Annotated in this window: 9 protein-coding genes and 1 tRNA gene; 7 read left to right on the forward strand and 3 right to left on the reverse strand. The window is 65.0% G+C overall.

Translation table 11 applies throughout. The annotated features are described in order from the left end of the window. Position 1: 1 nt before the first annotated feature. Both PTT45_RS17345 and PTT45_RS17350 read left to right on the forward strand, forming a co-directional pair. Positions 2–1,033 (forward strand): acyltransferase family protein, encoded by a 1,032-nt coding sequence (locus PTT45_RS17345; protein ID WP_273814952.1) that lies wholly within the window; start codon positions 2–4, stop codon positions 1,031–1,033. 25 nt (positions 1,034–1,058) lie between these two features. After that, positions 1,059–1,134 (forward strand) — tRNA-Thr (locus PTT45_RS17350). A gap of 54 nt (positions 1,135–1,188) precedes the next feature. Here the strand turns inward: PTT45_RS17350 and nadC are convergent. Continuing rightward, positions 1,189–2,037, reverse strand: coding sequence for a carboxylating nicotinate-nucleotide diphosphorylase (gene nadC / locus PTT45_RS17355; protein WP_273814954.1), 849 nt, complete (start codon positions 2,035–2,037; stop codon positions 1,189–1,191). A 302-nt stretch (positions 2,038–2,339) separates the two neighbouring features. Here nadC and PTT45_RS17360 point away from each other — a divergent pair, with 302 nt between their 5' ends. From PTT45_RS17360 to ampE, 3 genes are all read left to right on the forward strand, one after another. Then, positions 2,340–4,658 (forward strand): DUF1631 domain-containing protein, encoded by a 2,319-nt coding sequence (locus PTT45_RS17360; protein ID WP_273814955.1) that lies wholly within the window; start codon positions 2,340–2,342, stop codon positions 4,656–4,658. 92 nt (positions 4,659–4,750) lie between these two features. Next, positions 4,751–5,314, forward strand: a complete 564-nt coding sequence (ampD, locus tag PTT45_RS17365; RefSeq protein WP_273814956.1) for a 1,6-anhydro-N-acetylmuramyl-L-alanine amidase AmpD — start codon at positions 4,751–4,753, stop codon at positions 5,312–5,314. Next, positions 5,311–6,129, forward strand: a complete 819-nt coding sequence (ampE, locus tag PTT45_RS17370; protein WP_273814958.1) for a regulatory signaling modulator protein AmpE — start codon at positions 5,311–5,313, stop codon at positions 6,127–6,129. The genes ampD and ampE overlap by 4 nt, the downstream gene beginning before the upstream one ends. A gap of 1 nt (position 6,130) precedes the next feature. Here the strand turns inward: ampE and PTT45_RS17375 are convergent, their stop codons facing one another. After that, positions 6,131–7,030, reverse strand: coding sequence for an ROK family protein (locus PTT45_RS17375; RefSeq protein WP_273814960.1), 900 nt, complete (start codon positions 7,028–7,030; stop codon positions 6,131–6,133). 1,507 nt (positions 7,031–8,537) lie between these two features. Here PTT45_RS17375 and PTT45_RS22410 point away from each other — a divergent pair. Continuing rightward, complete coding sequence (locus tag PTT45_RS22410) at positions 8,538–9,242, forward strand: methyl-accepting chemotaxis protein (protein WP_443218211.1); 705 nt, start codon at positions 8,538–8,540, stop codon at positions 9,240–9,242. A 59-nt stretch (positions 9,243–9,301) separates the two neighbouring features. On the opposite strand, the gene PTT45_RS17385 is transcribed toward PTT45_RS22410, so the two are convergent. Beyond that, positions 9,302–10,084 carry a TatD family hydrolase gene (locus PTT45_RS17385; protein WP_273815267.1) on the reverse strand — a complete coding sequence of 261 codons (783 nt, stop codon included), beginning with the start codon at positions 10,082–10,084 and terminating at the stop codon, positions 9,302–9,304. 140 nt (positions 10,085–10,224) lie between these two features. Between PTT45_RS17385 and PTT45_RS17390 the strand changes: the two genes are divergently transcribed. Continuing rightward, positions 10,225–12,267: an AsmA family protein gene (locus PTT45_RS17390; protein ID WP_443218212.1), complete on the forward strand. Its 2,043-nt coding sequence runs from the start codon at positions 10,225–10,227 to the stop codon at positions 12,265–12,267. Positions 12,268–12,270 lie beyond the last annotated feature (3 nt).

Consider the following 12,270-nt stretch of genomic DNA (forward strand, 5'->3'; position numbering starts at 1 on the left):
TATGCACTACGTTGCTGGGTTGGATGGTCTGAGGGCGTTGGCCATCCTGCTGGTACTGTTCTTCCATTCAAAAGTACCGGGGTTGCCAGGTGGCAATGTTGGCGTCGATCTGTTCCTGGTTCTTAGCGGTTTTCTGATTACCTCGTTGCTGTTGGATGAGCAGGATCGCAGCGGAACGATTGGGTTAAAACGCTTCTATCTGAGGCGGGCCTGGCGTTTAACGCCAGCGCTGTTATTGATGCTTTTTCTCTATTCGTTGTTTGCGCCGCTGCTTTGGCCGGAGTACTTCTTTCATTTGCGAGATGTACTGGCTGTCTTGTTGTATGTGGCCAATTTGGCCGCTGCTGCGGGATATGCGCCGGAGAAGTTGCTGCATGGTTGGTCGCTTGGGCTTGAAGAGCAGTTCTACCTGGTCTGGCCACTGGTGTTGCTTGCTGTTTTCAGACTGTTGAGTAGGAGCACGCTTTGGCTGGCTTTGCTGGGACTGTATGTCCTGCTTTGTGCGTGGCGGATTTGGTGCCTTTACGGCATGGGTGCTCCGGGCGGCCTAGCCTATTACCGCCCGGATTTGCATGCTGGAGGGTTGGTCCTAGGGGCTGCGCTTGCTGCCTGGTGGAGGCAGCAGAAAGAAGTTGGCGGTAATGCGTGGATGGCGAAATTGGGTTGGCTGTCATTGGCCGTTGCCTTGATCTCGCCTCAGTCGGATGAGCTTCATCTCGCTCTGTTTGTCCCGCTCGCGGAGATTGGTACCGCTCTATTGATCGTTTCCATTTTGCTTGGAAAACAGGCGCTGTTTGCGGGGCGGCTGGTGACCCATATTGGCAAATTGTCATATGGCCTCTATCTCTTCCATTACCCGATCATGCTTTATCTGGTGCAGTGTCGCCTGCATTGGGCTGTGGTTTTCTGTATCGGGGGCGTGTTGTCCTATGCTCTTGCCTGGGTAAGCTTCAATACCGTGGAGGCTGCGGCTCGCCGATATCGCGAGCGCCTGTGGCCGAGCCCGCAACCTGCAGCTCTTGAGTTGCGATAGAAGAGGTTGCTATAAGGTTGGCCGCGCCGGTGTAGCTCAGTTGGTAGAGCAGCGCACTCGTAACGCGAAGGTCGCAGGTTCGATTCCTGTCTCCGGCACCATATAAAACAAAGCCCCGCATTTGGCGGGGCTTTGTTTTTCTGGCGCTTGTCTAGTTACAGGCTCAGTCGCATCGACAGGTCGATGGCCTTGATGTCCTTGGTCAGGTTGCCGATGGAGATGTAGTCGACGCCGGTTTCGGCGATGGTGCGCAAGGTTGTTTCGTTGATACCGCCGGAGGCTTCCAGTTTGGCGCGGCCGGCGGTGAGGGCTACGGCGGTGCGCATGTCGTCCAGGCTCAGTTCGTCGAGCATGACGATGTCGGCGCCGGCGTTGAGTGCCTGCTGTAGTTCTTCCAGACTTTCCACTTCGATCTCCACCGGCTTGCCGGGGGCGATGCCGTGGGCGGCAGTGATGGCCTGAGCGATGCCGCCGCAGGCGGCGATGTGGTTTTCCTTGATAAGGAAGGCGTCGTACAGGCCGATGCGGTGGTTGTGGCAGCCGCCCTGGGTAACCGCGTACTTCTGCGCCAGGCGCAGGCCGGGCAGGGTCTTGCGGGTGTCGAGCAGTTTCACCGAGGTGTCTGCCACCAGGTCAGCGTAGTGGCGGCAGCGGGTGGCGACGGCTGACAGGCTCTGCAGGAAGTTCAGGGCACTGCGTTCTCCGCTGAGCAGGGCGCGGGCCGGGCCTTCCAGATGGAACAGCGGCTGGTTGGGCTGCACGTTCTCACCGTCGGCTACCTGCCAGTGCACTGCCACGCGAGGATCGAGCTGACGGAACACAGCGTCCACCCATGCTGTCCCACAGATCACTGCGGCTTCGCGGGTGATGACGGTGGCGTTGGCCAGGCGTTCGGTGGGGATCAGCTGCGCAGTGATGTCGCCGCTACCGATGTCCTCGCGAAGGGCAGTGCGTACATTGGCTTCGATTTCGGCGCCGAGATTGGCGAGGATCAGGTTGGGCATCGGGGCCTCCTAAAGGCAGGTGGCGCGATTATAGGGATAGCCGACGTTTGGTGCAGTGCCTCCCGAGGCTTTCTGCTAGACCACTAAGCGGAGGTGGTCGCCCTATGACGACCGTTCGTAACTTCGATCTCCGCGCTCTGTGATCTGGGTCATGTATGCGACAGGGGGTATTTGGTCATGCTTCGCATCCCCCTATACTCAGGTCTACCGTAATTTTTGACGCCATGTCCTTGGCGCTGCGGATGACGCCCAGCTGATCGTATGCAGCCTGTTCTGATCAAGCAGTCTGCGGGAGACTCATAATGAAGACCGACGCGAAAGTGGTGCACCTGAACAAGGTCGCCCCCGAGCAATCGCCAACTTCGCCGGCAGGAAGGCTTCCCGTGGCCCTCACCCAGGTGCGCGACAAGGCTGCCCAGCAGCTCAAGCTGGCCCTCCAGGGGCTGTTCGACAATGCGGACGATACCCTGTTCGAGATGGCTGATCGCGCGTCCAGCAACGCCGAGCAGAACGCCTTTTTCGAGGCGATGCGCGACCTGCGCCTGAAGCGCAAGAGCATCGAGCGCGGCTTCCTGCAGAAAGTCTTCGAGAGCTTCTCCACCCTCAATCAATACGAAATCGGCAGCCCGGCACCGCAGCTGGGTACTGTTTCCTTCGAGAGTCTGTCGCTGGTTCAGGACGATGTGCTCGAGGAGTCGGTGGCGCTGGATGCCATGGTTTCCCGCGTGGTGAACCGTGACGGCGTTGCCCTCGGTCACTTGACCACGCGTCTCAACGCGATGATCAGCAAGAAGCTTGAGGACAAGACCAACCCCTTGGGTCCGCGCGTGCTCTGCGAGCAGTTCATGTCGGCCTGCGAAGGGCTGGGCGTGGAGATCCGCGTCAAACTGATCATCCTCAAACTGTTCGAGAAGTATGTGCTGGGCGACCTGGACCAGCTGTACGCCAATGCCAATCAGCAGTTGGTCGAGGCCGGCGTGCTGCCGGAACTGAAATCTGCGCCGCCTGTGCGCCGTCAGCCTGGGCGTCCCCAGCCCGGAGCGCGTACCGCCCGTGGCGATGCTGCCGAGGCTCAGCCTGCCGGTTATGCCGACGAAAACGTGCAGGAGGTCTTTGGCGCCCTGCAGGAACTGCTGTCCCAGGTGCGCGGCAGCACGGCGATGCCGCGCCGCGAGGTCCCGGTCGACGCGGTGCCGATCTCCAGCAACGACCTGATGCGCCTGCTCTCGCACATGCAGCAGCATTTCCCGGTGGCAAGCCAGCAGGTCAGCGACGACTACGACCTGCGCAATCAACTGGAAGGCCTGCTGGCCCGCGCCAGTGCCAAGAGTGGCAAGTCCCGTGTGGTTGGCGAAGTCGACGAGGATGTGATCAACCTGGTTGCCATGCTCTTCGAGTTCATCCTCGATGACCGCACCCTGCCGGATTCGCTCAAGGCTCTGATCGGCCGTCTGCAGATCCCGATGCTCAAGGTCGCGGTGCTGGACAAGACCTTCTTCAGCCGCGGCAGCCACCCGGCGCGCCGTCTGCTCAACGAGATCGCCGCCGCGGCGCTCGGCTGGAACGCCCAGGGTGACGAGCAGCGTGATGCTCTGTATCAGCGTATCGAGCAGGTGGTGCAGCGTCTGCTCAACGATTTCACCGATGACCCGGCGATCTTCTCCGACGTACTCGCTGAGTTCATCGCCTTCACCGGTGACGAGAAGCGTCGCAGCGAGCTGCTCGAGCAGCGCACCCGCGACGCCGAAGAAGGCCGTGCCAAGGCCGAGCTGGCTCGCCAGCAGGTAGAGCAGGCGCTGAACTCGCGACTGCTCGGCAAGACCCTGCCCGAGGTGGTCGTGCGCCTGCTGCAGGAGGGCTGGAGCAAGGTGCTGCAGCTGACCAGCCTCAAGCATGGTGCCGAGTCTGCCGAGTGGAACGCCGCGCTGGCGGTGATGGATGACCTGGTGTGGAGCGTCGAGCTGCACGAGTCGCCAGAAGATCGCCTGCGCCTGCTGGAGTTGGTGCCGAGCCTGCTCAAGTCGCTGCGCGATGGCCTGACCAGCGCGGCGATCGATCCGTTCATCACCAGCGAGTTCTTCAGCAAGCTCGAAGCGGTACACGTCCAGGCCTTCCAGCGCTTCAAGCGCGAAGTGGTCGAGCCGGTCGAGGAACAGCCTGCCGAGTTCCTGGCCGAGTCCGCGCCAGAGTTTGGCGAGGTGGCGTTGCTGGAGCTGCCGCCGCAGGAGCTCGAGGCGGAGGTCGATGCACCGGCCATGGTCGAGGTGGTCGAGGAAATCGTCCTGCTGGCGCCGGGCGAGAGTCGCCAGCAGGAGCCAGAGGCCAGCCTGCCGGATGACGACGAGGCCCTGCAGCACGTCGACAGCCTGCGTGTCGGCAGCTGGGTGGAGATCCAGGAAGACGAGGAGCACAAGCTGCGTGGCAAGCTGGCGGCCATCATCAAGCCGACCGGCAAGTACATCTTCGTCAACCGTACCGGCATGAAGGTGATGGAGAAGACCCGCATGGGCCTGGCCGTGGAGTTCCGCCGCGGTGCCATCCGCCTGCTCGACGACGCGCTGCTGTTCGACCGCGCGCTGGAGTCGGTGATCGGCAACCTGCGCAAACTCAAGGGCGCCTGAGCCCCTCGCAGAATGAAAGCGCCCGGCCTTGTGCCGGGCGTTTTCGTTTCTGCACTTCTGCTAGAGTGGCGCCAGTCTTCAAGGAGCCTGCAATGCGGCTGGACCCTGCCAGCGGCTGGTGTGATGGAGCCCGTCACTGCCCTTCGCCGAACTTCAACGAGCGCCCGCAGGGGGAGGTTTCCCTGCTGGTGATCCACAACATCAGCCTGCCGCCGGGGCAGTTCGCCACCGGCAAGGTGCAGCAGTTCTTCCAGAACTGCCTGCCGATCGACGAGCATCCCTATTTCGCCGGCATCGCCCAGCTGACCGTCTCCGCGCACTTTCTGATCGAGCGCGATGGCGGCGTCACCCAGTTCGTTTCCTGTAACCAGCGCGCCTGGCATGCCGGCGTGTCGAGCTTCGCCGGGCGCGAGGGCTGCAATGACTTTTCCGTGGGGATCGAGCTGGAAGGTACCGACGACCTACCCTTCACCGATGCCCAGTATCAGGCCCTGACGGTGCTGACCCGCGAGCTGCTGCGCGCCTATCCTCAGATGAGCGTCGAGCGCATCTGCGGCCATAGCGACATCGCCCCGGGGCGCAAGACCGATCCGGGCCCCTGTTTCGATTGGGCGCGCCTGCGTGGCGCCCTGCAAGGCGAGGAGAGCAAAAGATGAATTTCCTGGTTCTGCTGCTGGTGCTCTGGGTCGAGAAACTCTCCTCCGGGCGCCAGCGCATTCAGCAGGATGGTCCCTGGTTGCAATGGCTGGCGCGTAGCGAAGGGGGCTCGCCCTGGCGCGCGCTGGCGCTCGCCGTGCTGCTGCCGGTGGCGCTGCTCGGCCTGGCGCTGTTGATCCTCGAACCACTGGCCTACGGCTGGCTGGCTCTCCCGGTGCATCTGTTGGTGCTGGTCTACAGCCTGGGGCGTGGTGATGTGCTGGCAGCTCTGGGGCCGTTCCGTGACGCCTGGCGCCGTGGTGATGACCAGGCCGCCCTGCATGTGGCCGAGCGTGACCTCGGCGTCGCTGCCGATGGCGAGGCGGAGCTGCTCGAGCGGGTGCAGGACTACGAGCTGTGGCAGGCCTACCAGGGTTTCTTCGCAGTGATCTTCTGGTACGCCCTGCTCGGGCCGCTGCCGGCCCTGGCTTACCGCCTGCTGGCGCTGAGTTCCGAGCATGGGCAGCCTGCCGTGGCCGAGCGGGCGGCGCAGCTGCGCCATGCCTTCGACTGGCTGCCGGTGCGAGTGCTCGCCGCCAGCTTCGCCCTGGTGGGTAATTTCGCCGCCGTCAGTCGTGCAGTGCTGCATGACCTGCTGGCCTGGGACCTGCCTGCCGCGCGCCTGGTCGCGAATGCCGGGCGAGCTGCCAGCGAGTTGGCTGAGCCTCAGCCGGGTGAGTCCGGGGCCAACAGCCTGGACGAGCTGTGGCAGCTGCTGATCCGCTCCGCCGTGCTCTGGTACGCCGCCTTCGCCGTGTGGATTCTGCTGCTCTAGGTCAGCCCGCGGGCGTTTCCGGCCATAGCCAGGCGGCGCCCCGCACACCGCTGGAGTCGCCATAGCGGGCCTGCACCAGACGCGTGTTGACCCGATCCGAGAACACATGGCGGACCAGCAGCGGCGGCACCCGCTCATAGAGTGCGGGGATGTTCGACAGACCGCCGCCCAGCACTATCACCTCCGGGTCGATCACGTTGATCACCGAGGCCAGCGCCCGGGCCAGCTGCTCACAATAGGTGTTCAGCGCCTCGTCGGCGGCCGGCTCGCCCTGGCGCGCCGCATCGGCCAATGCGGCCGCGCTCAGGCCCAGATCGCTGCGCGCTGCCCAGGACGGGCCGCTGAGGAAGGTCTCGATGCAATCCTCCAGCCCGCAGTAGCAGCGTCGCGCCGGTCCGTCCGCCGGGGTGCGCCAGGGCAGGGCGTTGTGCCCCCATTCGCCGGCAATCGCATTGGGGCCGGAGAGGAGGCGGCCGTGGATGACGATGCCGCCGCCCACGCCGGTACCGAGGATCACCCCGAACACGCTGGCTGCGCCGGCGCCGGCCCCGTCGCTGGCCTCGGACAGGGTGAAGCAGTCGGCATCGTTGCCCAAGCGTACCGGGCGTTGCAGCAGGCGCTGCAGATCGCCCTGCAGGTCCTGGCCGATCAGGTAGGTGGAGTTGGCGTTCTTGATCCGACCGTGGTCCGGCGAACGCGTACCGGGAATGCCCACGCCGAGGCTGCCCTGGCTGCCCAGTTCGGCTTCCGCCTCGAGCACCAGGCGCACCATGTTGTGCAGGCTGGCCTGGTAGTCGTCCTGGGGCGTGGGCAGGCGCCGACGCAACCGCTCGTCGGAACCATCGAGCGCGATTATTTCGGTCTTTGTCCCACCTAGATCAATACCGAGGCGAAGTGACATGCGCATTCTTAACCTTAAGTTACACAGGGCTGAGCCGATATCCGGTATACAGGCTGTGGGGGAACCAGGCCTGGCAAAAGGCCATTCCCACGAGTAATCAGAAAACAACGACACCTTGCCGTTCAATCGACCAGCCCGCTCCCGGCTGGCATAAAACAATAATGGCAACAGGAGACGTCTAGTGAATAGCGTGTTGTACCCTGCCATCGCATTGATGAACCGGATGAGCTTCGGCATGAAGTTCAGCCTGATCAGCGTGCTGTTCTTCCTCCCCATGCTGGTGACCAACTACTTCCTCGTGCGCGAGTCCTACGACGCTTTCGTCGATACCCGCACCGAGCTGCAGAGCCTGGAATTGCTCAAGAGCAGCCAAAAGATGCGTCAGGAACTGGAGCGCCTGAACGATCTTTACGAGATCAATGCCGTGCTCGGCCAGTCCGGTGAATCGGACAAGCTGGCTGCCATGATCGCGCCGCTGGAGAAGAGCATCGGCGATATCCTCGCCAGCCTCGAATCACCCAGCGAAGACGCGCAGAAGATTGAGGAATTCAATGCCCAGCGCGACTCCGTCAAGTCGGCCATGGATGCCGTGGCGGCCGAATCGTCCCTGCGCAGCAAGGCCGGCCTGGTGGTCAAGGCGCTGGATAACGCCGAGGTGTTCATCAAGTTCGTCGCCAGCCAGTCGGGCCTCAGCCAGGACAGCGACACGACTGTGCGGCAGATGACCGAGCTGCTGACCACCGTCACCCCGCCGATCACCAAGACCCTGAGCAAGGGCCGCGCCCTGGGCTCCTATTCGCTGGGCCAGGGCATCCTCGGCTCCGCCGACAGCACCAAGCTCGACGAGCTGCTGGCCGATCTGGAGAAGCGTCACGCCGAGTACGGCTTCAAGATCCAGAGCGCCCTGGCGGATAGCCCGCGGGCCAAGAGCGAGCTGGGCAGCCTGGCCGAGGCCAGCCGCGCCACCCTGACCGAGATCAGCGGGGTGCTGGAAGAGCAACTGCTCATGGCCGACAGCCTGGACGCGCCCTGGCAGGGCTATTTCGACCAGCTGAGCACGGCCATCGACAAGACCTACCAGTTCAACGACGCCATTCTCGGCTTCCTCGATCATGACCTGAGCCAGCGCCTGGGCGAGAAGCGCACCCAGATGGTGTTGCTGGTGGTCGCCCTGGTCGGCCTGTTCCTCGCCATCGGCTACCTCTACGGCGGCTTCTACGTCTCCACTCGCACCACCCTCAAGGGCTTCGGCAAGACCCTCGGCCAGGTAGCCGGCGGCGACATGACCGTGCGCGTCAACGTGCGCAGCCAGGACGAGCTGGGTGAGCTGGGCGAGGTGTTCAACGGCACCGTGGCGAAGATTCGCGACCTGATCGAGCTGGTTGGCCAGACCGTGAAGGAAGTCGAGCGTCAGGCCGATCGCGTCGAGCTGGTCTCCGGCGAGAGCAGCCAGGCGGTGACCGCCCAGCGCGGCCAGATCGAGCAGGTTGCCACGGCGATGAACCAGATGTCCGCCACTGCCCAGGAAGTGGCGCGCAGCGCCGCAGCCGCCGTGGGCAGCGCGCAAAGCGTCAACGACGAGACCGTCAGCGGTCGCGCCATGGTCGAGTCGCAGGTCGGCAGCATCCAGCGCCTGGCCAGCGAGATCGATCAGTCGGTGGGCGTGATCAACCAGCTCGCCGCCGATAGCGCCTCGATCAGCCAGGTACTGGACGTGATCAAGGGCATCGCCGGGCAGACCAACCTGCTGGCGCTCAACGCGGCCATCGAGGCGGCGCGCGCCGGTGAGCAGGGCCGCGGCTTTGCCGTGGTCGCCGACGAGGTGCGCAACCTGGCCAAGCGTACCCACCAGTCCACCGAGGAGATCGAGCAGATGATTGGTCGTCTGCAGAGTGGCGTGGGCGCGACCGTGACCGCCATGAACGGCAGCCACCAGATGGTCGAGAGCACCGTGACGCAATCCAGCCAGGTGCAGATGGCGCTGGAGAACATCCTCGGCGCGGTCGGCATGATCGTCGACCAGAACCAGCAGATCGCCGCTGCCGCCGAGCAGCAGACCGCCGTGGCCCACGATATCGACATGAACATCGTCGAGATCAACCAGGCCGGTGAGCGTACCGCCGAAGGTGCGGTGCAGACCGAGCAGGCCAGCCGTCAGCTGTCTGATCAGGTCGCCCGCCTCAAGGAGCTGATCAGCGCCTTCCGCGTCTGATCGTCAGCCCCGCAATAACGAGGCCCGCCCATTGGCGGGCCTCGTCGTTTCTGTGGTCGTCAGAGCGACCAGCCGAACAGCTCGGCGGCGTTGCGGCTGCTGGTGCTGGCCAGCTCCTCGGGCGTCACGCCGCGCAGCTCGGCCAGCGCCGTGCAGATGTCCGGCAGGTGTTCCGGGCTGTTGCGCAGGCCGGGATACATGGCCGGGGCCATGTCCGGCGCGTCGGTCTCCAGCACGATGGCTTCCAGCGGCAGGCGCGGGATCACCTTGCGCAGGCGCAGCGCCTGCGGCCAGGTCGGCGCGCCGCCCAGGCCCAGCTTGAAGCCCAGGCGGATGTACTCGCGGGCCTCCTCGTAGCTGCCGGCGAAGGCGTGGATCACCCCGCCGCGTGCCGGCTTGAGGCGCTTGAGCGTGGCGATGGTGGCGGCATGGGCGCGGCGCACATGCAGCAGAACCGGCAGCTCGAATTCGCCAGCCAGCTTCAACTGCGCCTCGAACAGCGCCTGCTGGCGCTCGCGGTCCAGGGTTTCCACGTAGTAATCCAGGCCGAACTCGCCCACCGCGCACAGCTTCGGGTGCCCGGCCAGGCGTTGCAGCCAGTCGCGCAATTCGCCCAGATGCTCGGGGCTATGCTGCTCTAGATAGACCGGGTGCAGGCCGAAGGCGGCGTACAGACCCTCCTCCTGCTGGCACAGCTCCCACAGGCGCTGCCAGTTGTCGCGGTACACGCCGAGCACCACCAGCCGCTCCACGCCCAGGCCGCGGCTGCGCGCCAGCAGCTCGCTGCGGTCGGCGTCGAAGTCGGGGAAATCCAGGTGGGTGTGGGTGTCGATCAGCTGCATGGTGGTGTCCGCATCCGGGGCGGTCAGCATCGGGTATTTCATTCGAGTGCGCCAGTTGGGGAGCATTCCCGCGTTTCGTCAGTCGAAACAGCAACGAGCTATGAAGTACGCCGGAGGTGAGGGTGCGGTTACGCAAGTGGTTGAGTGGGGCGTTCGCCGTGTCGCTGCTGGTGGTGGCGGGGTTGTGGCTGTTCCTCGTGCTGTTCGATTGGAACCTGCTGCGACCGACCATCAACGAGAAGGTCTCGGCGGCGCTGAACCGGCCGTTCGCCATCGAGGGCAACCTCAGCGTGGTGTGGCAGCGCGAGCCGGAGGAGGGTGGCTGGCGTGCCTGGCTGCCGTGGCCGCACTTCGCCGCCGAGCAGCTGGTGCTGGGCAATCCGGAGTGGGCCGAGGGCGATACCTTCGTCAGCCTGGACCGGGTGCGCTTCCGCCTGGCGCCGCTGCCGCTGCTGTGGAAGACCGTGAGCATCCCGCGCATCGAGCTCGGTGCGCCGTTCGCCAACCTGCAGCGCCTGGCCGATGGCCGCGCCAACTGGACCTTCGACCTCGGCAGCCAGCAACCCGAGGCGGCTGACGAACCGAGCCCATGGACTCTGGACATTGGCACCATCGGCTTTGACCAGGGAGTGGTCAGCCTCGATGACCAGGTCTCCAAGACCCGCCTCGAGGCGCAGATCGATCCGCTCGGTGCGCCCATTCCCTTTGCCCAGATCGTCGGTGAAAGTGCCGCCCAGCGCCTGGCCGAGGAGCACGCAGCGGCCCAGGACTACGCCTTCGCCTGGCGCGCCAAGGGGCGCTTCCAGGGCCAGGCGGTGAGTGGTAGCGGCAAGGTCGGCGGCCTGCTGGCGTTGCACAGCGCCAACCTGCCGTTCCCGCTGCAGGCCGATGTACGCGTGGGCGCCACGCGCATTCGCGTTGCCGGCAGCCTCACCGATCCGCAACGCCTGGGCGCCCTCGACCTGCGCCTGCGCCTGGCCGGTGCCAGCCTCAGCCAGCTCTACCCGCTGACCGGCGTGACACTGCCGGACACGCCGCCCTATGCCACCGATGGCCGCCTGCAGGCCGACCTGCGCGATGCCGGTGGTGCCAGCTTCCGTTACCGGGACTTCAACGGCCGCATCGGCGACAGCGACATTCACGGCGACCTGACCTTCGTCGCGCGCCAGCCGCGGCCCAAGCTGTCCGGCCAGCTCACCTCCAACCAGCTGCTGTTCGCCGACCTGGCGCCGCTGATCGGTGCCGATTCCAACGCCGAGAAGCAGGAGCGTGGCGCTGCCGCCAGCCAGCCGGCGAACAAGGTGCTGCCGGTGGAGCAGTTCCGCACCGAGCGCTGGCGCAGCATGGATGCCGACGTGCGCTTCACCGGCAAGCGCATCGTTCACTCCGAGCAGTTGCCGATCAACGATCTGGACACCCACGTGGTGCTCAATGACGGCCAGCTCAGCCTGGAACCGCTGCGTTTCGGCATGGCCGGCGGCAGCCTGGATGCGCAGATCCGCTTGAATGGCGCCGTCACGCCGATGCAGGGCCAGGTGCGCCTGAGCGCGCGCGAGCTCAAGCTGAAGCAGCTGTTCCCCACCTTCGCGCCGATGCAGACCAGCCTCGGTGCGCTGAATGGCGATGCCAAGCTGAGCGGCACCGGCAACTCGGTGGCGGCCCTGCTCGGCACTGCCAACGGCGAGCTGAAGATGCTGATCAACGATGGCGCGGTGAGCCGTGGCCTGCTGGAGATCGCCGGGCTCAACGTCGGTAACTACCTGGTCGGCAAGCTGTTCGGCGACGACGAGGTGACTATCAACTGCGCCGCCGCCGACCTCGGCATCAAGCAGGGCCTGATGAGCACGCGGCTGTTCGTGGTCGATACCGAGAACTCGGTGATCCGTGTCGACGGCAGCGCCAACTTCGCCAGCGAGAAGCTGGATTTCGATGTCACTCCGGCAAGCAAGGGCCTGCGCATCTTCTCGCTGCGCTCGCCGCTGTATGTGCGTGGCACCTTCAAGCAACCCAGCGCTGGGGTGCAGGCCACACCGCTGGCGCTGCGTGGCGTCGGCCTGGTGGCGCTGGGCGTGGCGGTGGCGCCGGCGGCCGGCCTGCTGGCGCTGGTGGCGCCCAGTGGTGGCGACGAGCCCAGCCAGTGCGCGCCGCTGCTGCGGCAGATGCAGAAGGGCGGCAAGGGCTGAGTT

The organism is Pseudomonas sp. Gutcm_11s (genome assembly GCF_028649395.1).
Taxonomy (GTDB): Bacteria; Pseudomonadota; Gammaproteobacteria; order Pseudomonadales; family Pseudomonadaceae; genus Aquipseudomonas.

Excerpts from the sequence above, each read along its gene's own strand:
- PTT45_RS17375 (WP_273814960.1), bottom strand. The coding sequence starts at position 7,030 with ATGTCACTTCGCCTCGGTATTGATCTAGGTGGGACAAAGACCGAAATA.
- PTT45_RS22410 (WP_443218211.1), top strand. The coding sequence starts at position 8,538 with ATGTCCGCCACTGCCCAGGAAGTGGCGCGCAGCGCCGCAGCCGCCGTG.
- PTT45_RS17345 (WP_273814952.1), top strand. The coding sequence starts at position 2 with ATGCACTACGTTGCTGGGTTGGATGGTCTGAGGGCGTTGGCCATCCTG.
- nadC (WP_273814954.1), bottom strand. The coding sequence starts at position 2,037 with ATGCCCAACCTGATCCTCGCCAATCTCGGCGCCGAAATCGAAGCCAAT.
- ampD (WP_273814956.1), top strand. The coding sequence starts at position 4,751 with ATGCGGCTGGACCCTGCCAGCGGCTGGTGTGATGGAGCCCGTCACTGC.
- PTT45_RS17385 (WP_273815267.1), bottom strand. The coding sequence starts at position 10,084 with ATGCAGCTGATCGACACCCACACCCACCTGGATTTCCCCGACTTCGAC.
- PTT45_RS17360 (WP_273814955.1), top strand. The coding sequence starts at position 2,340 with ATGAAGACCGACGCGAAAGTGGTGCACCTGAACAAGGTCGCCCCCGAG.
- ampE (WP_273814958.1), top strand. The coding sequence starts at position 5,311 with ATGAATTTCCTGGTTCTGCTGCTGGTGCTCTGGGTCGAGAAACTCTCC.